We start from the raw sequence: 22,989 nt of genomic DNA on the forward strand, positions 1-22,989 counted from the left end.
TCGGTTAGTGGTGCCCCTCGGCGAGGGCCTTCTCGGTCGCGGCGCGGACGGCGGCCTCGGTCTCCCCGGTGAGGGGGAAGCGGGGCGGGCGGGTGGCGCCCCCGGTGCGGCCGGCGAGGTCCATGGACACCTTGATGGCCTGGACGAACTCGGTCTTGGAGTCCCAGCGGAGCAGGGAGTGCAGGGACTTGTAGAGCGGGAGCGCGGTGGCGAGGTCTCCGGCGACGGCCGCGTGGTAGAGGGTGGCGCAGGAGCGCGGCAGCGCGTTGGGGTAGCCGGCGATCCAGCCGACCGCGCCGGCGAGGGCGAGTTCCAGCAGGACGTCGTCGGCGCCGATGAGGAGGTCGAGGCCCGGGGCGAGTTCGGCGATCTCGTAGGCGCGGCGGACGTCTCCGCTGAACTCCTTGACGGCGACGACGGATCCTTCGGCGTGGAGCCGGGCGAGCAGCGGCGGGGTGAGGTCGACCTTGGTGTCGAGGGGGTTGTTGTAGGCGACGACGGGCAGCCCGGCGCGGGCGACCTCGGCGTAATGGGCGCGTACGGCGGGCTCGTCGGCGCGGTAGGCGTTGGGCGGCAGCAGGAGGACGGACCCGGCTCCGGCCTCGGCGGCCTGGTCGGCCCAGCGGCGGGCCTCGGCGCTGCCGTAGGCGGCGACGCCGGGCATGACGCGGTCGCCGTCTCCGCCGGCCGCGTCGACGGCCGTGCGGACGACGCGGGCTCGTTCCTCGTCGGTAAGGGTCTGGTACTCGCCGAGGGAGCCGTTGGGGACCACGCCGTCGCAGCCGTTGGCGATCAGCCAGGCCACGTGTTCGGCGTAGGCGTCGTAGTCGATGGACAGGTCCGCACGCATCGGGAGGGCGGTGGCGACCATGATTCCGTGCCAGGGGCGGCTGCGGGGTGCGGGGCCGCCGGGGGCCGCGAGCGGGCCGGGTCCGGTCGTGGTGCCGGGGGCGGGGTCGGGGGTCGAGGGGTGCGCGGGGGTGTGCGCCTGGGTCATCAAGAACTCCCTTGAGTGGTGTGTGACATTTTACTAGGAGGCAGGTGGCGGCCCGCAAGGGCCTGAGACGGCGAATCAGCCCTCGACGGAGGGCAGTTCGGCGAGGTGGCGCAGCGGGACCGGGCAGGAGAGGGGACGCCGGTCGGCGACGGGCGCGTCGCCGACGAGGTCCGCGACGGCGGGCCCGCACATGCGTCCCTGGCACCAGCCCATACCGGCGCGGGTGAGGAGTTTGACGGTACGGGCGTCCCGCGCGCCGAGTGCGGTGACCGCCTCGCGGATCCGGCAGGCCGGCACCTCCTCGCAGCGGCACACCTCGGTGTCGTCGCGCAGCCACTCCCGCCAGCCGGAGCCGGGGCGGTGGGCGGCGGCCATGGCGTCCGCGAAGGCGCGCAGCCGCCGACGGAGGCGCAGCAGGGCGGCGGGGGCGGACGTACCGGCAATCGCGTGCGCCGCGATCTCGCCCTCGACGAGGGCCAGTCGGGCTCCCCCGACGCCGCCGGTCTCTCCGGCGGCCCAGATGCCGGGGACGGACGTACGCTGCCGGGCGTCCACCTCCAGGGCGACGGTCCCGTCGGCGCCCGGCCTTGTGGCACAGCCGAGGCCGGTGGCCAGCTCCAGCTGGGGGACGAGCCCGTGGCCGACGGCGAGCGCGTCGCAGGGGATCGTGCGGGCCGTGCCGGGCAGAGGGCGCCAGTCCCGGTCGAGACGGGCGACCGTGACCGCCTCGACGCGGTCGGTGCCGTGGGCCTCGACGACGGCGTGCCGAGTGAGGAGGCGGATGCCGTGGCGGAGCAGGGCGCCGCCGAACACGGCGCCCTCGGCGAGCTTGCCGGGGTTGCGGAGCAGGTCGGGCGCGCGGCCGACGTAACCGGTGTAGGCGGCGGCCTCGACGACGGCGGGCACGCGGGCCCCGGCGGCGGCGAGCGAGCCGGCGACGGCGAGCAGCAGCGGCCCGCTTCCGGCGACGACGACCCGCCGGCCCGGCAGGACGAGGCCGCTCTTGAGCATGGCCTGCGCTCCGCCGGCCCCGACCACTCCGGGAAGCGTCCAGCCGGGGAAGGGCAGTTGCCGCTCGTAGGCCCCGGTGGCCAGCAGCACGGCCCGGGCGCGCACGGCGGCGGCCGTCTCGTCCGCCCCCGCGACGGCCCGCAGCGCCCAGTACCCGTCCGTCGCGGACCCTTCCCGTACCACCGTCCAGACGTGGTGGGCCGGGAGGTAGGTGATGCGGCCCGCCGCCTCGTGCGCGCGGAAGGCGGCCTCCCGGGCGGCGAACGCCGCCCAGTCGTGGTGCAACGCCTCGGGCCGCTCCGCGCCGAGACCCGGCGCGGGCCGGCGGTAGTACTGCCCGCCGACCCGCTCGCCCGCGTCCAGAACGGTCACGCGCAGCCCGAACCGGGCGGCGATGACGGCAGCGGCCATCCCGGCGGGCCCGGCACCGACGACGGCGAGATCGACGAGGGGGAGGCGGGGGGCGTCAGCCCGTGACCCGCCCGTCGGCCCGGCGTCCGCCGAGGCCGCCGGGGGGCGTCCCGGCTCAGACCGCGAGTTCGGCATGGCCGGTTCCCTTCTGGGTCGTGACGGTGTCGCCGGGGCGGGCGGGGACGAGGCAGGCACGTTGGTTCGGGCGGTCGTTGACGGTGACGAGGCAGTCGTGGCACACGCCGATGCCGCAGAAGACACCGCGCGGGGCGGCTCCTTCGCGGGTGGTGCGCCAGGTGAGGACGCCGGCGTTCCAGAGGACGGCGGCGATGGACTGGCCCGCCTGGGCGGTCAGTTCGCGGCCGTCGAACCGGAGGACGTACGTGGCCTCCGGCGCTCCCCCGACCAGGCCGCGCGGCGACCGTGACCGCCGGGACCACCGGGAGCTGCGCCGGGGCGCGGCGGCATCGGGAGCGGGGTCGGTCATCGGCCGGTCTCCTTCGGGGTGCGGGCGAGGGCGGGGCGGGCGGGCGGGGCCGGCGGCGCGCCCCGGCCGGCTCCGGTCATCGGGGCGTCTCCGGGAAGCGGTCGGGGCGGAAGGGCGCCGGGTCGACGGCCGGTCGGGTCTCCGTCAGGGCGGCCGCGACGAGGTGTCCCGTGGCCGGGGCCAGGCCGATGCCCGCCCCTTCGTGGCCGCAGGCGTGCAGCAGTCCCGGGACGCGGGGGTCGGGACCGATCGCCGGGAGGTGGTCCGGCAGGTAGGGGCGGAAGCCGTGGTAGGCGCGCAGGACGCGCACGTCCGCCAGGACCGGGAAGAGTTCGGCCGCCTGGGTGGCGAGGCGGCGCAGAGCCTCCGTCGACAGACCGCGGTCGAAGCCCACCCGCTCGCGGGTCGCCCCGATCAGCACCGGCCCGGAGGGCGTTCCCTCGACCACGGCCGAGGACTGCAGGGCGGCGGAGCCGCTGGCGACGTCCGCGATGTAGTCGGCGGCGTACACCTTGTGCCGCACCACCCGTGGCAGCGGCTCCGTCACCAGGACGAAGCCGCGGCGCGGGAGTACGGGCAGACTCACGCCGGCGAGCTCCGCGACGCGCCCGCCCCAGGTCCCCGCGGCGTTCACCACCCGGGGGGCGTGGAGTTCCGTTCCCGCTCCGGTGCGGACACCGCGTACGGCGCCGTCCTTCAGGAGGATCGCGGTCACCTCCTCGCCCAGGTGCAGCGCGGCTCCGGAGGCGGCGAGCAGGCGGGCGGCGGCCCGGGCGGGCTGGACCTGCGCGTCCTGCGGGTAGTGGAAGGCGCCCGCGAGGCCCGGGGCGAGGTGCGGTTCGAGGTGGTGCAGCGCGTCGGCCGGCACCTCCACCGCTTCGACCCCGGCCCCGCGCTGGCCGTCCGCGAAGACGCGGAGCGCCTTGAGGGCCGCCTCGTCGGGGGTGACGACGAGCCCGCCTTTGGGCTCGTACTCGAACTGCCCCGGCAGCGCGGCGGCGAGGTCCCGCCACAGGCCGGCCGAGAACAGCGCGAGTTCCAGCTCGGGGCCCGCCTCCTTGTCGGAGACGAGGAGGTTCCCCTCGCCGGCGCCGGTGGTGCCGCCCGCGACGGGGCCGCGGTCGACGACGGCCACGGAGAGGCCCGAGCGGGCCGCGTAGTACGCACAGGCGGCGCCGACGACGCCGGCACCGATCACGATCACGTCCACGGCAGTAAGATGTCACATTCTTCAGGGGGCGACTAGAACGCCGGGGGCCGGGGCGTTCCGGACCGGTCGGGGAGGACCGGCCCGGAGCGCCCCTGCGGGGCTCGGCGGCGGAAGGCGGCCCGGAGCCGAGCGCGGGCTTCGGCCGGGCGCCGCTTCGGACGCGGGACTCAGCTGCGCAGCGGTCCCTCGCATGCGTAAGCGGACGTTCCCGCCACGCGGTTGCTCCAGATCTCCACCGGTCCGAAGGAGCAGTTCATGTCGGCCAGGTTGTTGGAGACCGCGCCCGCCCGGTCCAGCAGGAAGTAGTCGACCGTCTCGGACATGTCCTTGAAGTTCTGGTCGTCGCTGCGCCAGTTCTTCAGGTTCGCGGTGATCCGGCCGGTGCAGGTGAAGCGGCGCTTGCCCGGGTCGCCGTTGTCGACGCAGACGGGCGTGTTCTGCGTGGCGCTCGTGAAGGAGGCCTTCACGTCGGCGAGAGCCGCGTCGCGGAGCCGGTCGTTCGGCGTGTAGCCGGTGTTGGGGACGAACAGGTCGTCGACCTTGGCGATCTGGGCGTTCAGGAAGCGGTCGTAGCCGCGCTGCGTGTAGGTGTCGGCACCGAGCCGGTGGCGCCAGGCGTCGTAGGCGGCGACGTCGTTGTTGCGCAGGTGGGTGTACATCTCGCGGAGCGCCGAGGGCTTCTCGGTCCAGAGGTACTCGAAGAAGGTTCCGGCGTAGCTGTAGAAGCGGAAGCCGTCGCCTTCGTAGGTGGCGTTCAGGATCTGCTCGACGGTCATCCGGGGGCCGCCGCCGGCCGTGTCGGCGATGATGCTCTTGACCAGGGACTTGCGCACGGCGATGCCGTTGTCGCGGGTGGCTCCGTCGAAGAACTCGGCGGTGCCCTCGTCCATCGCGGTGGTCCGGTCCCCTTCGTACCACGGGCCCTCGCCGAAGAAGCCGGGCACGGCGAACCGGCCGTTGAGGTAGTGCGTGTACTCGTGGCGGAAGAGCTCTTCGAGGGTGAGCGAGGAGTCCTGCGGGACGCGGCGCTGGTACGTGTAGAAGGTGGCGCCGTTCTCGATGTAGATGCCGCCGTTGTTCGTGTCGTAGCCGGTCAGGATCGGGTGGTAGTTCTCGTAGTCGGCGCGGGAGGCGTACAGCACGATGGTGAGGGTGGTGTTGGGGTCGCCGGCGAGCGGCCGGTCGGTGCCCAGGACGCGGTGGAACTGTGCCTTGACCTGCTTGCTCGCGTAGTAGAGCTGGTCGACGGTGGCCCGGTCCAGGCCGGTGCGGACCTTGATGGCGCCGTTGTCGTAGGTGAACGTGTTCGGGAAGATCCGCTTCTCGATGTCCTCCTTGCACACGCCGTACGGTCCGCAGGCCTCGTAGAAGTTGAGCCAGGTGACGAGCTTGGCCCAGGGCTGGCTGCCGTCGCCGAAGGTGGCCCGGGTGGTCGGCAGCAGGGCGCCGAGGTCGGCGACGATCCGGTCCCGGAGTGCGGCGACCTGGCCGAAGCGGCCGTACTCCCCGAGGGCGTCGCGGACGACCCAGGCGTTGGCGGTGTCCTTGAGGTGGGCGTAGCCGGCGAAGGCCTTGAAGACGGCGCGGTAGTCGGCGTCAGCGGTCACGGCCGCGTGGAAGGCGGTGTCGTTGTTGCCGGGGTAGACGCCGAGGTAGTTGACGGAGAGCGCGGCGAGCGCGGCGCCCGCCCAGGCCGGGTCGTGGTGGGTGGCCGGGTGGGCCGGGTCCATGGTGGCCAGGACCCGCTTGATCAGACCGGTCTGGTGGGCGCGCAGCCCGGGGGCGCTGCCCGCGTAGAGCGCCTCGCGCAGGGTGCGGGCGTTGGCGGGGGTGACGTCGAAGGTGCGGGCTGCGGCGGCGAGGTCGGTGATGGCGCGGCGCATGGCGTCGACGGTCGGGGCGTCGGTGATGTCGATCTCGGAGCGGCTGTGGTCGTGGTAGGCCACGGCGTGCAGGTAGGTGAACATCTCCTCCAGATGGGAGGAGTTGCGGCCGTCGTGGGCGGCGGCCAGGGCGGATATCCGGCGGGAGACGGCCTGGACGTGGGCGTCGGACATCACGGGGGTCAGGCGGGCGTCCCAGGTCCAGATCAGTCCGCGCAGGCAGCCGTCGGCGAGGACGGCGGGGTCGCCGAGGAAGTCGGCGAACTGCTCCGGGGTGAGGCGGGTGATCCCGTCGAGGGTGCAGGGGACGCCGGCGGCCGTCCGGTCCGTGGCGGCGGCGAGGGCCGGTCTCTTCTCCGTACGCGGTGACGGCGCCGCGGCCGTGCCGGTGGCGGCTCCGGGGACGCGGCCGTCGGTGGCGTGGTCGCCGGGGGCATCGGCGGGCGTCGGGGTCTTCGCCCGCGCCGAGGCGATGCGGTCGACCTCGTCGAAGGGGTTCGCGCCGGGGGCTCCGGAGGTGAACGTGCCCGATGCCGCGGCGGGGGCAGCGCTCGCCGGAGTCGTGGCGGCGGGGGCGGCGCTCGCGGAAGTCGTGGCGGCGGCGGGGGCCGGGGCGCGGTCGGTGGAGAGGGTCCACGCCTGGCCCGCGGTGGCGAGCAGGGTCACCGCCACGGCGGTGGCGAGGAGGGACGTACGCGCAGCTCTGTGCTGGGACACCAAGGACTCCTGAAGGGAGGGGAGGTGGGGGATGTGGTGTGCGAGGCGGTGGGGCGGGAGGCCACAACCGCCGTCGTACGTACGGCGTTTGACGGGGATGAACGTGCCGCGGTGTGAGCTGTAACATAGTAATGTGAAATTGCACTGACAAGCCCTGTGCGCCTACCAGTTCGCTTCTTCCCGAGGAGCCCCGTGACCGACGCCTCTCCGCGCCTGCACACCGGCAGCCACGACCCGCAGGTCTCCCCCGGCCTCTCCCGCCTGATGGGCGGCGGCTGGTCCCCCACGCCCCTGCCCGCCTCGGCCCGCGTCGAGGCGTACGACGTCACGCCGGCCCGACGCGCCCTGCTCTCCGCGCGCTTCCCCGGCGAACGGCTGATCGTCCCGGCCGGGGAGCTAAAGGTACGTTCCCACGACTGCGACCACCGCTTCCGGCCGCACAGCGCCTACGCCTGGCTGACCGGCCTGACCGGCGAGGACCAGGCCGGACACGTCCTGGTCATGGAACCGGAGGGCCCGCACGGACACGAGCCGGTGCTGTACCTGCGCCCCCGATCTCGGCGCGCCGAGGGCGACGACGCGTTCTACCGCGACCGCCGCTACGGCGAGTTCTGGGTCGGCCGGCGCCCCGAACTCGCGGAGGCGGAGCGGCTGACCGGCCTGCGCTGCGCGCCCCTGGAGACGCTCGGCTCGCCGCCCGGCCGCAGGGCCACGGAGGACGCCGAACTGGATGCCGCTCTCTCGGAGTTGCGCCTCGTCAAGGATCCCTGGGAGGTCGACCAGCTCCAGCTCGCGGTCGACCACACCACCGCCGGCTTCGAGGACGTCGTCCGGGCGCTGCCGCACGCGCTGGCACACCGGCGCGGCGAGCGGTGGATCGAGGGGGTGTTCGGCCTGCGCGCGCGAGCCGAGGGCAACGGCACGGGGTACGAGACCATCGCCGCGTCCGGCGCCCACGCGTGTGTCCTGCACTGGATACGCAACGACGGGCGGCTCGACCGGAACGAGCTGCTGCTGTTGGACGCCGGCGTGGAGACCGACACCCTCTACACCGCGGACATCACCCGTACCCTCCCGCTGTCGGGGCGGTTCTCGCCCGTCCAGCGGCAGGTGTACGAACTGGTCCTGGCGGCCCAGGAGGCCGGCATGGCGGCCCTGCGTCCGGGGGCCGCCTTCCGGGACTTCCACCGGGCCGCGATGCGGGTGATCGCGGAGGGGCTGGCCGAGTGGGGCGTCCTCAAGAACGCCGAAGGCGACCTGCACCGGCGGTACACGCTGTGCGGCAGCGGGCACATGCTCGGGCTCGACGTCCACGACTGCGCGAAGGCACGGACGGAGACGTATCCGGACGGCCTACTGACGGAGGGGCAGGTCCTCACGGTCGAACCGGGCCTGTACCTCCAGCCGGACGACGAGACCCTGCCGGCGGAGCTGCGCGGCATCGGTGTCCGTATCGAGGACGACCTTGTCGTGACGGCGACGGGCGCCCGCCTGATGTCGGGCGCGCTGCCGCGCACGGTGGCGGGCATCGAGGAGTGGATGGGGAACCTGCTGGAGGGGTGACCGGACATACGACCGGCGGGGGCCGGGCCGGGGGGCCGAGGGCGGGCCGGCGGACCGCGAGGGGCGGGCGTCCTCTTACGGGCGGGCGGCCCACCCCGGCACCGTCGGCAGGACCTTCTCCGCGACCCGGGTCAGTACGGCGTCGCTGGGCACCCCGCCGTCCGAGCGCCACAGGGCCACCTCGAAGGAGCCGCCGCTGTCCCGGGCGTCCTGGGCGACGGTGAGGACGCCGACCGGGAGGCCGGGGCCGCTGTCGGCGTCGCTGCCGTCGAGGCGGAAGGTGATCCTCATGGTGTGGTCCCAGAAGAGGACCGCCGGGCGACCCAGGACCGTGCGCTCCTGCGCGCCCTGCCCCAGCCCGCCGACGGAACCGGCCACCGGCGCACCGTCGTAGGTGGCTGCCAGCGTCACGGTGTACGTCTCGAACTCGACGCGGGCCGACGGGTGGGCGATCGCGTCGGTGCCGAGGAAGTCGAAGGACTCGTCGGCGCCTTCGGCGCTCTTCGCGGTCTCCCCCGGGACGCCGAGCAGCGCGGCGAGATCGGGACGGTGCAGCGCCTCGCACAGCCGCGCCCCGGTCAGGGGCCGCGGCGCCTTCCCCTGAACCTCCGCCTCCGCCTTGCCCGTCTTCCGCGCCACCGCCCCGCTCGTCCCGTCCGCCGTCTTCCCGGGCTCCTCGTCCGGGCACGTCGCGGGCCGTGCGGCAGGAGTGCCCGCGGTCGACGAGGCCCACATGTCCTGGAGGACGAGGGCGAGGCCCATGACCGCCACCAACGCCACGGCCATCACGGCCTGTCCCCACGCGCCCGCGCCTCTCGGAAGCGCGTCGATGTCCTCGGCCATGTCCCCCACCTGCCGTGATTCCCCGCTGTGTGCCCGGGGACCCTAACCCGTGATCACCAGGTGGACAAGGGAGTTACGGCCGCATCGGGACCCGTACGCCGCCCCTCACCAAGGCCCCCGCACCATGCTCATGGCGACCCGGACCCGCGCCCGCCACGACCCCGGGCCCCCGTCCTGGTCTGCTCCTATGTGTCGGCGATTCGGGCGATTCGTGGGCCGATAAGGTGGCGGCGAGGCGCGGAGTCGCGCCTTCCACGCCGCTACGATGCCACTGACCTGGGGGTTCCCTGTGCCCGCTCCTCGCCTCAGCACGACTCCGCTACCCGGCATCGGGGTCCGCTACGACCTCACCACCCGCGAGCACCGGCGCCTTTCGGTGATCGCCCATCGCGACGGCGCCCGGACGCTCAACGCGCACCGGCAGGACGATCCGGACGAGTGCGCGCTGTCGGTGAAGCTGACCAGCCGTGAGGCCGAGGTCCTCATCGACGCGCTGATGCCCGCGCACCACAGCCCCAATCTGCTGTCCACCACCGACCTGGGACTGGTGGCGGAACGCACGGAGCTCTCCTCCACCTCCCACTGGAACGGGCGGGTCCTGGGCGAGACCCGCATACGGACGGAGACCGGCGCGTCGATCGTGGCCATCCTGCGCCGCTCCGGGGCGATACCGTCACCCGCCCCGGACTTCCGTCTGGCGGGCGGGGACACCCTGATCGTCATCGGCACCCGCGAGGGCGTCGACGCGGCGGCCGCGATCCTGGGGCGGGAGTGACGGCATGCACTCCTCCGCTGTCTTCCTGATCGAGTTCGGCGCCATCATCCTCGGCCTCGGGCTGCTGGGGCGTTTCGCCGCCCGTTTCCAGTTCTCGCCGATACCGCTCTATCTGCTGGCCGGCCTCGCGTTCGGCGAGGGCGGTCTGCTGCCCTTGGGGACGAGCGAGGAGTTCGTCGCGATCGGCGCCGAAATCGGCGTCATCCTGCTGCTGTTGATGCTCGGCCTCGAATACACGGCGAGCGACCTGGTCTCCAACCTCAAGACGCAGTACCCGGCCGGGCTGGTCGACGCCGCCCTCAACGCCCTGCCCGGCGCCGCGATGGCCCTGCTCCTCGGCTGGGGGCCGGTGGCAGCCGTCGTCCTCGCGGGCGTCACCTGGATATCGTCCTCGGGCGTCATCGCCAAGGTGATGGGGGACCTCGGCCGCCTGGGCAACCGCGAGACCCCGGTCATCCTCAGCATCCTGGTCCTCGAGGACCTCGCGATGGCCGTCTACCTCCCCATCATCACCGCCCTGCTCGCCGGTGTGAGCCTCGCCGCCGGAAGCCTCACCCTCGCCATCGCGCTCGGTGTGGCGGGCCTCGTCCTCTTCCTCGCCGTCCGCTACGGCCGGCTCATCTCCCGCTTCGTCTCCAGCGACGACCCGGAGAAGCTGCTCCTCGTCGTCCTGGGCCTGACCTTGCTGGTCGCGGGCATCGCCCAGCAGCTCCAGGTCTCCGCCGCCGTCGGCGCCTTCCTCGTCGGCATCGCCCTCTCCGGCGAGGTCGCCGAGGGCGCGCACAACCTGCTGAGCCCGCTGCGGGACCTGTTCGCCGCGGTGTTCTTCGTCTTCTTCGGCCTGCACACCGATCCCGCGAGCATTCCCCCGGTCATCCTCCCGGCGCTGGCCCTCGCCGTGGTCACGGCCGGCACGAAGATCGCCACCGGCCACTGGGCCGCGCGGCGCGCGGGGATCTCCGCCAAGGGGCGCTGGCGGGCGGGCGGCACGCTGGTGGCCCGGGGCGAGTTCTCCATCGTGATCGCGGGGCTCGCCGTCACGGCGGGCATCGAGCCCGCGCTCGGCCCGCTCGCCACGGCGTACGTCCTCGTCCTGGTCATCCTCGGCCCGCTCACCGCCCGGTACACCGAACCGGTCGCCACCTACCTCACCGGGCGCCGGCGCACGAAGACAGCGGCGGACCCATCCGGACCCGCGCCGTCGACGGAGGGCCAGGACCCGGCGACCCGCCCGGATCCCGACCCGGCCGCCGGCTCCGCCCGGGTCGAGGAGTGGGAGCCCGTGGACGATTCCGGCTCCGTCGGCCGGTCCTGAGCGGCGGGCGCCCGCTTCGGCGAGCGGCGACCGGGTGCCCGAGCGGCTCGGCGATCGAGCGGTTGCGTGCTCACGGCCCGGAACCGCGGACATCGGTCCAGCGGTTCCGGGCCGTGGCGCTGCCAGGGCTCGCCGGCCTGAGGGTCAGCGCAGGACGGACGAGAAGTTGTCGAGCTGGATCCAGGTGACCTTGTTGGTCGCCTGCGGCCCGAAGACCGTGAGGACGCCCTGGGTGTTGGCCTCGACGCGGAGCGCGTTGATGCCCTGGCTGTTGTTGCGGGGGCAGACGCCCCGGGTCAGCTTCGGCGGGCGGATCGTCTCGGGCAGCGTGCCCAGCTGGGCGTCCGCGGTGAACGAGCAGGTGACCGTGCCCCGCAGCTGGAGGAACTCGGTGCCCGCGAGAGTTATGACCCGGGCCTGGAGCGGTGCGGCGGCCTCCGGCACCACACCGGGCGCCGGAACGACGGCCGTCCAGTCGACCAGGAGCCGGCACCCGTCCGACCCGTCGACCGCGGCGGCGGGCGCGGCGGTCAGCAGCGGGGCCGCGACGGCTGCGGCGGGGGCGGCCAGAGCCGCGCCGAGCAGGGAACGGCGGCTGGGAGTAGGGCGGTTCATGCGCGATCCTCCGGATCGGGTAGGGCGGGGCAGCGGCGGGGAGCGGGGCGGCGGACCGTGACGGCCCGGGCCCCGGCACGGGGCGGCGTCATCGCCAGGCGACCGAGACGCCGTCGAGATCGATCCAGGTGACGGCGTTGTCGCCAGTGGCGCCGTACGCCCAGAGCGCGCCGTGGACGTCCGCCTCGATCCGGCAGACGCAGCGGCCGTAGTAGTTGTTGCGCGGCACGTTCTGGCGGACCGGACGGGTGGGTCGCAGCCGGTGCGGCAGGGTGGCGACCCTGCTGTCCGCGGTCAGGCCGGGAGAACACGTCAGGGTGCCGCGCATCTGGAGGTAGGCGGTCCCGGCGATCGCGATCAGCCGCCCGCGCGGGCGCTCGGCGCCCGGGGTGACGCCCGCTTCCAGGGCGAGGTCCTCCCAGTCCGACAGCACCTGGATCCCGTCCACGGCGGGCTTCGTCGGATACCAGCCGATCGTGACGTCGCGCGCGAACTCGCTGCCGGGCGTGGTGTTGCTGAATCCGAAGAGCAGCCGGGTCTCCCGCGTCGCCGGGTCGACCTCGACGGCCAGCCCCTCGGGCTCCCGCCGCGTGAGGCCGTCGGCGCCGGTGACGACCTGCCGGTCGAGCCTGAGCCCCGTCGTCCACGAGTAGGACGTGAGGAAGGTGATGCCCGGGAACTCGCTGGGTACGGTCGGGTCCTCGCCCTTGTCGTACGGCGCCCACTGGTAGACGTACAGGACGTCCCCGAGGCTCGCGAAGCCCTGGAAGGTGAGCTTCGGCTCCAGCGGGTACGGCGAGGGCACGGCGGGGGTGACGTCCTCCCCGTCGGGCACGACGAACGTCGGGCCGGCCGGCGTCCAGTCGCCGGTGGCGGCACCGGCCGTGGCGTACCGGGTGAAGTGCCGGTCGCCGCCCTTGTGGTACATCACCGTCAGCAGGCCGTGCACCGGGTCGGTCGAGGGGCCGGTGCCGGAGGTGCTGCCGGGAGCGGTGAACTTCCGCTCCGCCGGGATGGTGGCGCCGTCGAGTACCTCCCCGTCGGCGAACCGGAACCGCGTGATCGCCTTGCCGAAGGTGGTGCCGCCGCCGGTGACGTGGAGCGGCCCGACCTCCGTCCAGACGTAGCTGTCGGCGCCGACCGGCTCCACGCCCATGGCGAGGCCGTGGCCGAAGCCCTTCAGCTGCATCGCCCCCGTGCGCACGCCGGTCCGCCGGTCGATGCGGTTGAGGTACATGTTGCCGGCCGGGGCCGTGGCCGAGCTCTCGACCTGGAGCACGAAGACGTGCCCGTTGACGGTGTCCGTCGCGATCGCCTGCGGCGCCGGGTTCTTCACCAGGTCGACGGTCTGGATCAGTCTGCCGGTCGGACCGGACAGATCGATGCCGTTGGTGTCTGTGTAAGCCATGTTCCCTCCCCTGGGTCCTCCCCGGACCCATGCCCGTCATGATCACACGCGTGTGCGAGTCGAGGGTCCGGGGGGCGCGGCCGCGAAGGGGAGACATCCCGAGGCAGGGGCGGGATCAGGCGTTACGGGGCGGGCTGTACGAGGTCAGGCGGTGCGGGATCAGGCGGTGCGGGTGAGCCGCCACACGTTGTCCACCCGCGTGCCCCGGCGGCCGTCGGGCGCGGTGAGGGCGCGTTCCACGCCCTCCAGCGTGTCCACCCGCCAGGGGTGCGGCAGGGCGAGCGCCGCGAGGACGCCGTCGAGGGTGGGGAACTCCGCGTCGAACGGGTACTCGTGCTTCTCCATCCAGGACGGCCACGCGGCGTGCATGGCGATGAGGAGCGTGCCGCCCGGGGCGACCGCGGCGGCGGCCGACCTGAGCACCCCGTCCTGGTCGAGCGGAACGGGCGACTGCAGGAACTGGGCGCTCACCAGGTCGAAGCCGCCCTCGGGGAAGGTCACTCCGAGGTCGTGCCGCTCGAAGGCGGTCCGGTCGGCGCAGCCGGCCTCCGCCACGTGGGCGGCCGCCCGTTCCAGGGCGGTCGCGGAGATGTCCACGCCGGTCACCCGCCACCCCCGCGAGGCCAGCCACAGGACGTCGCCGCCCTCGCCACAGCCCAGGTCCAGGGCCGTGCCCGGTGTCAGATCGGCGGCCTCCCGCACGAGGAGCGGGTTCGGTTCGCCGCTCCAGACACGGTCGCTCGTGCGGTAGCGCTCTTCCCAGAACTCGGCGGGATCGGTGGGCTTCGGGGTCGGCATCGAGGCTCCTTCGGGACGACTGCGCGGCGCCGGCGGCACCTGGGTCCAGACTCGCCACGGCCCCCCGGCGCGTCAAAGATGCTTGCCGTTTCGGCAACAAGGCGGCGCGGGACCGAGAGGGCGTCCTTTTGCGCCGGAGGCGCGGAACCGTAGGATCACCTGGTCATCACCGCGACGGGAGACAGGAAGCCGGTGCGAAACCGGCACGGTCCCGCCACTGTGACCGGGGAGTGCACCCGTCGAGACGCCACTGCGCGCACCGCGTGGGAAGGCTGGGGTGTACGCCGATCCGGGAGTCAGGAAACTGGCCTGTCGCGGGCCCGATCCGAGGAGCGCGGACTCCCCAGGAGGCTTTTCGTGTACCCCAGTACGTCCCGCATGCCCCGCACGCGCAGCATGCCCCGTCGCCGCCCCGTGCGCGCCGCCGCCCTGGCCCTCGCCCTGTCGGGGGTCCTGCTCACCGGCTGCGGCGCCTCCCCTCAGAGCGGCACCGCCCGGGAGGGCGGCGGCGCGAAGCCCGGTGCGTCCGCCGAGGGTTTCCCCCTCACCGTCGAGAACTGCGGCACGCGCACCACGTACGACAAGCCGCCCTCCCGGGTGGTGACCATCCATCAGCACCCGGCCGAGCTGATGCTGGCCCTCGGTCTGAAGGACCGGATCGTCGGCACGGCCTTCCCCGACTCGGCCGTACTGCCCGCCTTCCGCGAGGACTTCGCGGCGATCCCGGAGCTGGCGAAGAAGGAACCGTCCTTCGAGTCGGTCCTCAACGCGGAACCGGACTTCGTGTACGGCGGCTACGCCAGCGCGTTCGCCGAGAAGGAGGGCCGCTCCCGCAAGGCGTTCGCCGACGCCGGGATCGACACCTACCTCAACCGCGAGTACTGCGGGAAGAAGAAGGTGGCGATGACGGACACGTACGACGAGATCCGCGCCATCGGCTCCCTCTTCGGCGTCGAGGAGCGTGCCGACGCGCTGGTGGCCGACCTTCAGGGGCGCGTGGCAAAGACCGCGGCGACGGTGAAGGGGGCTCCCGCCCTCCCCGTCTTCGTGTACGACAGCGGCGACAAGTCGGCGTTCACCGCCGGAGGCAAGAGCCTCGGCACCGAGGTCATCCGCCTCGCCGGCGGCACCAACGTCTTCGCCGACCTCGACGACGTCTTCGGCGACGTCTCGTGGGAGCAGGTCGTCGCCCGTAAGCCGGAGGTCATCGCCATCTACGACTACGCGGGTGCGGGGAACGTCGAACAGAAGAAGAAGTTCCTGCTGGCGCAGCCGGCCCTCGCCGACGTGCCGGCCGTGAAGAACAAGCGCTTCGTGGTGCTGCCGCTGACGGCGACGCTGGTCGGTGTCCGCGCGCCGTACGCGGTCGAGGACCTCGCCCGCGGGCTGCACCCCGAGCGCTTCCGGTGACGGCACCGGCGAAAGCCGTGTCCGCCGCTCCCCCCGCCGGCTCCTCCGCCCGTCCGGCGGGCGCCGCCCGCGCGGCCGGTCCGGGCCGCCGCGCCTTCGCCCTCACCCTGGTCGTCCTCGGCGTGCTGCTCCTGGCGTCGATGACGGCGGGCATGGCCATCGGCTCGGTGCCGGTGCCCCCCGGCCAGGTGTGGGGCATCGTGACGCACGCCCTGACCGGAGACGGTTCCGAGCCCGCCTGGTCGCAGGCGCGGGAGACGATCGTGCTCGACGTGCGGGCGCCGCGGGTGCTGCTGGGCGCGGTGACGGGCGCCGGGCTCGCGGTGGTGGGCGCCGCGATGCAGGCGTTGGTACGCAACCCGCTCGCGGAGCCGTACCTGCTGGGCGTCTCCTCGGGCGCCTCCCTGGGCGCCGTCGCGGTGATCGTCTTCGGGGTGAGCCTCTTCGGGCCGGTGTCCCTGTCGGTCGCCGCGTTCGCCGGCGCCCTGCTGACGCTGCTGCTCGTCTACACGACGGCCCGGTCCGGCGGCCGCATCACCTCGGTGCGGCTGGTGCTGTCGGGCGTGGCGTTCGCCTCCGTCCTCACGGCGGTCATGGACGTCCTGCTGCTGACCAGCGACCGGGGCAACGAGGCCCGGGCGGTCCTTGCCTGGACCCTCGGGGGCCTCGGCGGTGTCCAGTGGGCCACCCTGTGGCTGCCCGGCGCGGCGCTCGCGCTCGGCGTCGCGGTCCTGCTGACCCGGGCCCGTTCGCTCAATCTGCTGCTCGCCGGCGAGGAGGCGGCCTCGACGATGGGGCTCGACGTCGCCCGGTTCCGGGCCCGGACCTTCGTCCTGCTCTCGCTGGTCACCGGCGTTCTGGTGGCGGCCGCCGGGCCGATCGGGTTCGTGGGGCTGATGATGCCGCACACCGTGCGGCTCTTCGTCGGCGGCGACCACCGCCGGGTGCTGCCGACGGCCGCGCTGGGCGGGGCGGTGTTCCTGATCTGGGCCGACATCGCGGCGCGTACGGTCGCCGCACCCATGGAGATCCCGGTCGGGGTCCTCACGGCGCTGTGCGGGGGGCCGTTCTTCCTGTGGCTGATGCGGCGGGACGCCCGGCGCACGGCCGACCGGGGAGCGGCATGACGGCCACCGAACTCACCGTCGAGGGCGTCACGCTCACGGCGGGCGCGCACCGGCTCGTCCGGGACGTCTCCCTGACCGCCCGGTCCGGTGAGGTGATCGGCCTCGTCGGGCCCAACGGCAGCGGCAAGTCCAGCCTTCTGCGGGCCGTCTACCGCGTGCTGCGTCCCCGGGCGGGCAGCGTCCGGGTGGACGGCGCCGACGTGTGGTCCGTGCCGGTCCGCCGGCTCGCCCGCACGCTGGCCGCCGTGGTGCAGGAGACGGGCGCGGACTTCGACCTGACCGTGCGGGACGTGGTCGCGATGGGACGCACCCCGCACAAGCGGCTCTTCGACGGCGACACCGGCGAGGACACGCTGATCATCGAGTCCGCGCTGGCGTGGGTGGACGCCGAGGCGCTGGCCGACCGTCCCTTCGACCACCTGTCGGGCGGCGAACGCCAGCGTGTGCTCATCGCCCGCGCGCTGGCCCAGCAGCCCGCCCTGCTGGTCCTCGACGAGCCGACCAACCACCTGGACGTCCGGCACCAGTTGGACGTCCTGGGTCTGGTGCGCCGGCTGCCGGCCACGGTCCTGGTCGCCCTCCACGACCTGAACCTCGCCGCCTTCTACTGCGACCGCCTCTACGTCCTGCGCGACGGCGAGGTCGTGGTCACCGGCCCGCCCGGTGAGGTGCTCACGCCCGCCCTGCTGCGGGAGGTGTACGGGGTGACGGCGGAGGTCGCCGTCCACCCGCGTACGGGCGCGCCCCAGGTGACCTTCCTGCCGGGCGAACCCACGGGCGCCGCCGCCCGCGAGAGCGTGGGGCGCACCCCCTAGAGACGCGGTCCGGCCCGCCTCCGCCGGGAGGCGGGGGCGGGCCGGAGACGGTCCACGGGTGCCGGCGGTGGTGCCGGCGGGCTACTCCCGGTCGGTGGCGCGGCGACGCCACCAGACCAGCGCGCCTCCCACGGCCGCGAGTGCGGCGGCGAGTCCGGCGATCAGGCCGACGGGGGCGCCGGAGCCGGTGTCGGCGAGGTCACCGTCCGGGTCCTGCGGTGCGGCGGTGCCGCCGGTGCCCGGGGTCGACGGAGCCGGAGCGGACGGTTCCTCGGTCGGCGTGCCGGGATCGCTCGGGGTCGGCGTGGGCGTCGGGGTCGGGTCCTCGCCGCCTCCGCCGGAGGCCTTGGCCGCGGTGTTCCCGCCGAGGAACAGCGTCTCCTCGCTCTCGGCGTCGTCCGTCATCGTCGCGAGGGACGTCCTCGTCGTCCGCGGCAGATGCTTGTGCCTGGCTTGGAAGCGGATCGGGGTGACGTTCTGCTTCGGCGCCTTGGAGAAGTCGACGCCGCCGACGCCCTGCTGGTAGACCTTGCCGCCGTAGGCGAGTTCGAACCACTCGATGCCCTCGGTCAGGGTCTTCTTGTAGCGGTTGTAGACGTCCATCTTGGACCAGTCGGCGTTCTCGCCGCGCAGCGGCCACTTGGCCACGTCGTTGCTGTCGATGATCTTCCGGTAGTCGGTGGGCCGCTGCGCGTCCTGCTGACGGATCCACTCGGCGGCCACCCGGGAGGCGTAGACGCGGCGCAGGTCGGCGTATTTCGGGTCGTTGTTGACCCGCCGTTCGACCTCGCTCATGACCACACGGTTGACGGTGGCCTGGGCCGCCTTCTGCTCGGCCTTGGTCAGGTCGCACTTCTGGGCGCCGGGCGGAGTCCACTTGGTCTCCTGCCACTCGGCCTTGGCGGCGAGCGGGGCGTCCAGGATGTAGATGCCGCCGTCCTGCTCGCGGACCTGGGCGGGCTTCGGTTCGATCCACATCCGGGTGTACGGGAAGCACGGCACGCCTTCGCGGCGCGGCGCGGTGTCCCAGTACTGCCGGGCCTCGGGGCGCTTCTCGGGGTTGAGCGCGGCGGCGAAGTCGTGCTTCATGATCAGGTCGGCCTCCAGCAGGACGCGACCGGCGTCCGTGGCGGCGAACGCGTCGTCCATGACCCGCTCGGGCTCGTCCGGGTTGAGGTTGACCCAGAACTTCTCCGGCGTCAGGGCGAGCCAGGTGAAGAAACTGTCGGAGACGAGCTGTGCCTTCTCCTTGCCGCCGTAGCCGGGGGCGGCGTCCTCGTCCGTCTTCTTCGCGGAGAACGAGTAGTCGAGGCCCTGACCCTTGACGGGCTTGCCGACGTACCGCAGTTCGAGGGTGGTGAAGTCGACGCCGCCGGGCCCGCGGACGCGTCCCTGCGCGGCGCCGAGCTGCCTGGCCCGTTCGATCTGCCGGCGGGCGTCCTCGGGGGTCGGCGCGGAGCGGTTGATCTGGTCGTTCCCGCCGCCCCGGGAGCCGGTCTGCCGGCCGGGGGCAGGGTTCATGTACGGGTCGTAGAGGCTGAACCGGCCGGGGGTGTAGCGGGCGCGGTAGGTGGAGCGGTGTTCGTAGCGCTGGATGCGCGGCTTGCCGTCCTGGCCGTTGCCCACCTCCCTGGACAGCTTGTCGTACATCCTCCGGGTCTCGGGAGACTGCTCCTGCCCGAAGACCGGCCGCAGCTTGGCCTTGGGGTCCTCCTTCAGGACCGCCTTGTCCTTGGGCCGTTGGCCGCCTTCGTGGTTGCCGCCGGACTTGATCTCGACGCGGTCACCGGTCTTGTAGTTGACGGCGTCGTAGCGGCGGTAGCGCTTGTTGCCGTCCTTGTCGGTGTACTCGACGTCCTCTTCGCAGTACCAGTCGGGTCCGGTCAGACCGAGGTCCTTGACGACCTTCTTGTGGAAGGCGCGCCCCCGGGCGCCTCGGGCGGCCATCTCCAGGTACGACTCCTTGAGCCAGGCGTCGAAGGTGCCGTACTTGTTCGTGCCGCCGGCTCCGTCGAGGAAGCGCTTGTAGGAGGCCCAGACCTTGCGCGGGTCTCCCTCCTTGTAGCCCTCGGGGCCGTGCTCGAGCGCGTCGAGGACCTTCTTCTGCTCCGCGGGTGTGCCGGGGAGGATCACTCCGTCCATGGCCTGGCGCTGGGAGTCGAAGAAGTACTCGTCCCAGTCGGCCTCGGGCCGGATGTCCTTGTCCCACGGGATCTCGTCGACCGGGGTGGGCTCGACGTCCTGGAGGTCGAACAGGTCCTGGCAGAGTTCCTGCTTCTTCTTCCCCGGCGGGTTCGGCGCGGCGTCCGCGACGCTCTGGAGGCCGGGCAGTCCGGTGAGGGACATGACGCCGGCGCAGGCCAGGGCGACCGCCATGCGGGCCACGGCGCGCAAGCGCCGCGGGCGGGTCGGATGGGTCACGTGGTTCTCCTGGGGGGAGCCCAGAAAGGGAGTCGTCAGCGCGCGGTGTCAGGGGCCCCCGTTTGGTCATTGACACCGCCACGACAAACACCCTAGGGCGCCGTGGCGGGGTCAACTTGGCTGTGCTGTAAGGGGATAGTGTGAGAGTCATGGCCGACACCGACCCGTGGATCCGCCCGCCCGACCACCGCGTCTGGGGCTCCGGTGATGCCACCATCACCCTCGTGCTGCCCCCCTTCCCCGACCGCTCCGAGGGCTTCCCGGCGCACGACCCGGCGGCGGCCCGCAGATTCGCGGAGGACTTCGGGACGATCGACGCGGTCCTCGAAGAGCTGACCCCGCTGTCGCCGGTCGACCCGGTGGTCCTGGAGACGCGCACGGACCTGGACGTGGTCAGGGTCGGCTGCTGGGGCAACGTGATCGCGCTCGCCGATCCGGCGCTCGCCGACAACGGCGACGCCCATCCCGTACGGGAACAGGTCCGCGCCCTCGCCGAGCGGTACCCCGGCGCCCGGATCGTCGGGTCGGCGCACGTCGACACCGGGGAGACGCACGCCGAGGACGCCGTCGTCGTCCCCGGCGCGCCGGCGCTGCACTCCGCGGGCTGGTCCGGCGAGGAGCCGTGGACGCTCACCGGGGACGTGTGGGCGGTCCTGGACGCCCTCGGCATCACGCCCGAGGCGGTGGAGGAGGAGGACGTCGAGATCGACGAGGACCCCCGCTTCACCGAATGGGAGGGCGTGAGCCGTCTGGCCCAGGGGCCGTGCCGGCCGTGGGGGCGCAAGGAGTTGCGGATGTCGGTGTTCCGGGTCCGGCACACGGAGGCCGCGACCCGCCGGATGGAGGAGATCTGGCTGCCGGAGGGGTGAGCGGGGCCTGCCGCGACCCCGCTCCGTCCGCTCAGCGCGCGGTGAAGGTGATCCGCCCCGGGCGCGAGGGCGTGGCCGGGGCGGCGGGGGACGTGGTCGCTTCGAGGTGGGCGACCAGCGCCGCGAGGTCGGTGGTCTCCCCGCCCTCACGGGTGGTGATCTCCGCGAAGACGGTGAAGCCGTTGCCGCCGTCCGCGAGGAGCTCGTCGAGCACGACCTTGTAGACGGCTTCCGGGGTCACCGGCCGGCCGTGGATTCGCACGGTGTCCGCGAGCAGCCGGTCCCCGCCGGAGCGGCTCATGTCGACCGCGTAGGTGAGCTCCTTCGACAGCTGGAGGAAGCGCGGGCTCGCCGCGTTCTCGCCGGTGAACTGCTGGCGCAGCGCCGTGACCAGCCGCGCGCCGGTCACCGGCAGGACGTGGAGGGGGGTCTCGAAGGGGTGGACCTGGTGGGCGTCGGCGTAGGTGACGACGCCCCCGTCGTGGTACACGAGGTCGGCGCGCATGGCGTCGGGGTTCAGCAGGGCCAGGTCCGCCCCGTACCGCCGGCCGGCCGCGGCCTGGCCGTCGGCGATGAGGCTGCCCAGCGGGGTCTCCGGACGGGTCGAGCCCCGGCCCGGCAGATCGTCCGAGATGTGGCCGACGACGCGGCCCGCCACGTCCTCGGAACGGGTCCGCCAGGTCTCGGACAGCGGGGCCGTCCGGGCCGGCCCTCCGGTGGGGACGGCCGGGCCGCGAGGGGCGATACGGCCGAACGGCTCGGCGACCGGGGAGAGAACGCCCTGCGGGACGTCAAGGGCGAGGAGGGGGACCGGGGTACGGGAGTCCGGGGCGGGGCCCGGCTGGCCGGCGCCGGGCCGCGCGGCGGCGGCCGGGGCGAGGAGCAGCGACAGGACGGCGAGCGCGGACGCGCCGCGCCACAGTGAGGCGTTGATCATGCCGGCCGTTGTAGGTGCGGCCGCCTCGCTCGCGCGACCTGCCACACGGGTTCCGCGCGGATCGGCACGAAACGTCACCCCAAAAACGATCAGCCGGATCGCCCGAATGGTCGCCGGCCCGGCCCGGGAAGCGATCGCCGGACCGCCGCCGGGGCCGGGCTGCCGGTCCGCTCAGCCGGCCTCGGGGGGACGGACGGCCCCGATGCCCCCGATCAGCGTGTCGAGGCCGCGCTTGATGCGGTCCACCTCCCAACCGCGTTCGGTGCGCTGGAAGTCGAAGAGGCCCGGCGTGAACGCCATGAGGAGGAGGTCGGCGAGGTAGTCGGCGTCCGCCGCGGGGGCGAGTTCCGTGATCAGGCCGGCGATCTGTTCGTGGTGGCGGCGGAACGGGGCGCTGCGGTAGCGCCCGGCCGGGCCGCTCGATTCCGCCAGGAGGAGCAGCTCGCGGTTGTCGTCCACGAGTTCGGCGAGGCCGTGCAGGAAGACGCGCAACCGGTCGTACGCCGTGGGGGCGTCGCTCGCGCAGTGCCGGGCGAAGGACTCCTGGAAGCGGGTCTCGTTGTCCTCGATCAGTGCGTAGACGAGGCCCGCCCGGTTGCGGAAGCGCCGGTAGACGGTGCCGACCCCGACCCCGGCCTCCTTGGCGACCGCGTCCAGGGACAGGTCGGCGAAGCCGTCCGTCGCGAGACGGCGGCGAGCGGCCTCCAGGATGCGGAGACGGTTGCGGGCGGCGTCGGCGCGCTCGGCTGGGGCGGTCATGCGGAGCAGCGTAGCGGACGGAGCGGAGAGCTCTCCGGTTACCCCTTGAGAATCGGAGAGGTCTCCGCTTAGAGTGAGCGCCACACCGAACCGGAGACCTCTCCGGTTGAGGTGGAAGCCACCCCTCGTCCCGTCTCGGCTCGTTCACCAGGAGATGCCCGTCATGACCACCTCCACCTCCACCTCCACCTCCGCCTCCCCCGCGCCCGTCCTCGACGGCCAGTTGATCGGCATCACCTACCACGCGATCGCCGCCGTGCGGGACCGGCTCCTCGCGGACTCCGGCCTGACCTTCCATCAGTCCGTGGCGCTCAAGGCCGTCTCCGACGGGCTCGACCGCGCCGGGGCCGTCGACCGCCTGACCGCGACGCTGAAGATCGGCGCGTCGGAGGTTCCCGCCCTGCTCGACGCGCTCGACGAGGCCGGACTGATCGACGGCGCCCGCCTGTCCCTCACGGAGGAGGGGGCCCGGCTCCACCGCGGGTTCACGGACGCCGTGGCCGGGCCGGCCGAGCGGCTGTACGGCGACCTTCCGGTGGCCGATCGGGAGATCGCGGCCCGCGCGCTCGCCCATGTCACCGCCCGCGCGAACGCCGAGCTCGCCACCGCGCGGTGACC

20 protein-coding genes and 1 riboswitch are annotated in these 22,989 nt (G+C 73.5%); of the genes, 8 read left to right on the forward strand and 12 right to left on the reverse strand.

From position 1 onward, the window contains the following. Positions 1-4: 4 nt before the first annotated feature. The 5 genes from ACFZBD_RS06930 to ACFZBD_RS06950 form a co-directional block, all read right to left on the reverse strand. On the reverse strand, positions 5-871 hold the full coding sequence (locus tag ACFZBD_RS06930; RefSeq protein WP_391138508.1) for a dihydrodipicolinate synthase family protein: 867 nt from the start codon (positions 869-871) through the stop codon (positions 5-7). Between the two features lie 201 nt (positions 872-1,072). Next, a complete protein-coding gene (locus ACFZBD_RS06935; protein WP_391136718.1) occupies positions 1,073-2,419 on the reverse strand; it encodes an FAD-dependent oxidoreductase in 1,347 nt (448 codons plus the stop codon). 115 nt (positions 2,420-2,534) lie between these two features. Then, positions 2,535-2,906 carry a 2Fe-2S iron-sulfur cluster-binding protein gene (locus ACFZBD_RS06940; protein WP_391136721.1) on the reverse strand — a complete coding sequence of 124 codons (372 nt, stop codon included), beginning with the start codon at positions 2,904-2,906 and terminating at the stop codon, positions 2,535-2,537. A 76-nt stretch (positions 2,907-2,982) separates the two neighbouring features. Continuing rightward, entirely contained in the window at positions 2,983-4,116 is a 1,134-nt protein-coding gene (locus ACFZBD_RS06945; protein ID WP_391136724.1) for an FAD-dependent oxidoreductase, read from the reverse strand. 167 nt (positions 4,117-4,283) lie between these two features. Further along, positions 4,284-6,716, reverse strand: coding sequence for a collagenase (locus ACFZBD_RS06950; protein WP_391136727.1), 2,433 nt, complete (start codon positions 6,714-6,716; stop codon positions 4,284-4,286). Between the two features lie 192 nt (positions 6,717-6,908). Between ACFZBD_RS06950 and ACFZBD_RS06955 the strand changes: the two genes are divergently transcribed. Then, positions 6,909-8,279: an aminopeptidase P N-terminal domain-containing protein gene (locus ACFZBD_RS06955; RefSeq protein ID WP_391136730.1), complete on the forward strand. Its 1,371-nt coding sequence runs from the start codon at positions 6,909-6,911 to the stop codon at positions 8,277-8,279. Positions 8,280-8,354: 75 nt separating this feature from the next. Here ACFZBD_RS06955 and ACFZBD_RS06960 read toward each other — a convergent pair whose 3' ends face one another. Then, positions 8,355-9,122, reverse strand: coding sequence for a DUF6215 domain-containing protein (locus ACFZBD_RS06960; protein ID WP_391136733.1), 768 nt, complete (start codon positions 9,120-9,122; stop codon positions 8,355-8,357). Between the two features lie 289 nt (positions 9,123-9,411). Between ACFZBD_RS06960 and ACFZBD_RS06965 the strand changes: the two genes are divergently transcribed. Together ACFZBD_RS06965 and ACFZBD_RS06970 are read left to right on the forward strand one after the other, a co-directional pair. Next, positions 9,412-9,897, forward strand: coding sequence for a TrkA C-terminal domain-containing protein (locus ACFZBD_RS06965; protein ID WP_391136736.1), 486 nt, complete (start codon positions 9,412-9,414; stop codon positions 9,895-9,897). 4 nt (positions 9,898-9,901) lie between these two features. After that, a complete protein-coding gene (locus tag ACFZBD_RS06970) occupies positions 9,902-11,212 on the forward strand; it encodes a cation:proton antiporter (RefSeq protein WP_391136739.1) in 1,311 nt (436 codons plus the stop codon). 144 nt (positions 11,213-11,356) lie between these two features. Here ACFZBD_RS06970 and ACFZBD_RS06975 read toward each other — a convergent pair whose 3' ends face one another. The 3 genes from ACFZBD_RS06975 to ACFZBD_RS06985 all read right to left on the reverse strand — a co-directional run bounded on the left by ACFZBD_RS06975 (position 11,357) and on the right by ACFZBD_RS06985 (position 14,033). Further along, a complete protein-coding gene (locus tag ACFZBD_RS06975) occupies positions 11,357-11,827 on the reverse strand; it encodes a hypothetical protein (RefSeq protein ID WP_391136742.1) in 471 nt (156 codons plus the stop codon). A gap of 88 nt (positions 11,828-11,915) precedes the next feature. Next, positions 11,916-13,235 (reverse strand): hypothetical protein, encoded by a 1,320-nt coding sequence (locus tag ACFZBD_RS06980; RefSeq protein ID WP_391136745.1) that lies wholly within the window; start codon positions 13,233-13,235, stop codon positions 11,916-11,918. Positions 13,236-13,394: 159 nt separating this feature from the next. Next, positions 13,395-14,033 carry a methyltransferase domain-containing protein gene (locus tag ACFZBD_RS06985; RefSeq protein WP_391136748.1) on the reverse strand — a complete coding sequence of 213 codons (639 nt, stop codon included), beginning with the start codon at positions 14,031-14,033 and terminating at the stop codon, positions 13,395-13,397. 143 nt (positions 14,034-14,176) lie between these two features. Further along, a riboswitch (cobalamin riboswitch) is annotated at positions 14,177-14,361 on the forward strand. A 50-nt stretch (positions 14,362-14,411) separates the two neighbouring features. Between ACFZBD_RS06985 and ACFZBD_RS06990 the strand changes: the two genes are divergently transcribed. From ACFZBD_RS06990 to ACFZBD_RS07000, 3 genes are read left to right on the forward strand one after another with little or no spacing between them, the layout of a single operon-like run. After that, on the forward strand, positions 14,412-15,443 hold the full coding sequence (locus ACFZBD_RS06990) for an ABC transporter substrate-binding protein (RefSeq protein WP_391138510.1): 1,032 nt from the start codon (positions 14,412-14,414) through the stop codon (positions 15,441-15,443). A 17-nt stretch (positions 15,444-15,460) separates the two neighbouring features. Next, positions 15,461-16,570, forward strand: coding sequence for an iron chelate uptake ABC transporter family permease subunit (locus ACFZBD_RS06995; protein ID WP_391136751.1), 1,110 nt, complete (start codon positions 15,461-15,463; stop codon positions 16,568-16,570). Beyond that, complete coding sequence (locus ACFZBD_RS07000; protein ID WP_391136754.1) at positions 16,567-17,385, forward strand: ATP-binding cassette domain-containing protein; 819 nt, start codon at positions 16,567-16,569, stop codon at positions 17,383-17,385. Before ACFZBD_RS06995 ends, ACFZBD_RS07000 begins: the two co-directional genes overlap by 4 nt. Before the next feature lie 81 nt (positions 17,386-17,466). Here ACFZBD_RS07000 and ACFZBD_RS07005 read toward each other — a convergent pair whose 3' ends face one another. Further along, entirely contained in the window at positions 17,467-19,806 is a 2,340-nt protein-coding gene (locus ACFZBD_RS07005; protein WP_391136757.1) for a hypothetical protein, read from the reverse strand. 149 nt (positions 19,807-19,955) lie between these two features. Here ACFZBD_RS07005 and ACFZBD_RS07010 point away from each other — a divergent pair, with 149 nt between their 5' ends. Then, the gene (locus ACFZBD_RS07010) at positions 19,956-20,675 is read left to right on the forward strand and encodes a DUF6333 family protein (RefSeq protein ID WP_391136760.1); all 720 of its coding nucleotides are present in this window, start codon (positions 19,956-19,958) and stop codon (positions 20,673-20,675) included. Between the two features lie 31 nt (positions 20,676-20,706). On the opposite strand, the gene ACFZBD_RS07015 is transcribed toward ACFZBD_RS07010, so the two are convergent. Beyond that, positions 20,707-21,612, reverse strand: coding sequence for a 5'-nucleotidase C-terminal domain-containing protein (locus ACFZBD_RS07015; protein WP_391136763.1), 906 nt, complete (start codon positions 21,610-21,612; stop codon positions 20,707-20,709). 171 nt (positions 21,613-21,783) lie between these two features. Further along, on the reverse strand, positions 21,784-22,371 hold the full coding sequence (locus tag ACFZBD_RS07020; RefSeq protein WP_391136766.1) for a TetR family transcriptional regulator: 588 nt from the start codon (positions 22,369-22,371) through the stop codon (positions 21,784-21,786). A 163-nt stretch (positions 22,372-22,534) separates the two neighbouring features. Between ACFZBD_RS07020 and ACFZBD_RS07025 the strand changes: the two genes are divergently transcribed. After that, the gene (locus tag ACFZBD_RS07025; RefSeq protein WP_391136767.1) at positions 22,535-22,987 is read left to right on the forward strand and encodes a hypothetical protein; all 453 of its coding nucleotides are present in this window, start codon (positions 22,535-22,537) and stop codon (positions 22,985-22,987) included. Positions 22,988-22,989 lie beyond the last annotated feature (2 nt).

Source organism: Streptomyces sp. NPDC008121 (assembly GCF_042957155.1).
GTDB lineage: Bacteria > Actinomycetota > Actinomycetes > Streptomycetales > Streptomycetaceae > Streptomyces.

Coding starts and splice junctions, on each gene's coding strand:
- ACFZBD_RS07025 (WP_391136767.1), top strand. CDS start 22,535: ATGACCACCTCCACCTCCACCTCCACCTCCGCCTCCCCCGCGCCCGTC.
- ACFZBD_RS06980 (WP_391136745.1), bottom strand. CDS start 13,235: ATGGCTTACACAGACACCAACGGCATCGATCTGTCCGGTCCGACCGGC.
- ACFZBD_RS07020 (WP_391136766.1), bottom strand. CDS start 22,371: ATGACCGCCCCAGCCGAGCGCGCCGACGCCGCCCGCAACCGTCTCCGC.
- ACFZBD_RS06970 (WP_391136739.1), top strand. CDS start 9,902: ATGCACTCCTCCGCTGTCTTCCTGATCGAGTTCGGCGCCATCATCCTC.
- ACFZBD_RS06935 (WP_391136718.1), bottom strand. CDS start 2,419: ATGGCCGCTGCCGTCATCGCCGCCCGGTTCGGGCTGCGCGTGACCGTT.
- ACFZBD_RS06985 (WP_391136748.1), bottom strand. CDS start 14,033: ATGCCGACCCCGAAGCCCACCGATCCCGCCGAGTTCTGGGAAGAGCGC.
- ACFZBD_RS07015 (WP_391136763.1), bottom strand. CDS start 21,612: ATGATCAACGCCTCACTGTGGCGCGGCGCGTCCGCGCTCGCCGTCCTG.
- ACFZBD_RS07000 (WP_391136754.1), top strand. CDS start 16,567: ATGACGGCCACCGAACTCACCGTCGAGGGCGTCACGCTCACGGCGGGC.
- ACFZBD_RS06960 (WP_391136733.1), bottom strand. CDS start 9,122: ATGGCCGAGGACATCGACGCGCTTCCGAGAGGCGCGGGCGCGTGGGGA.
- ACFZBD_RS06990 (WP_391138510.1), top strand. CDS start 14,412: ATGCCCCGCACGCGCAGCATGCCCCGTCGCCGCCCCGTGCGCGCCGCC.
- ACFZBD_RS07010 (WP_391136760.1), top strand. CDS start 19,956: ATGGCCGACACCGACCCGTGGATCCGCCCGCCCGACCACCGCGTCTGG.
- ACFZBD_RS06975 (WP_391136742.1), bottom strand. CDS start 11,827: ATGAACCGCCCTACTCCCAGCCGCCGTTCCCTGCTCGGCGCGGCTCTG.
- ACFZBD_RS06940 (WP_391136721.1), bottom strand. CDS start 2,906: ATGACCGACCCCGCTCCCGATGCCGCCGCGCCCCGGCGCAGCTCCCGG.
- ACFZBD_RS06930 (WP_391138508.1), bottom strand. CDS start 871: ATGGTCGCCACCGCCCTCCCGATGCGTGCGGACCTGTCCATCGACTAC.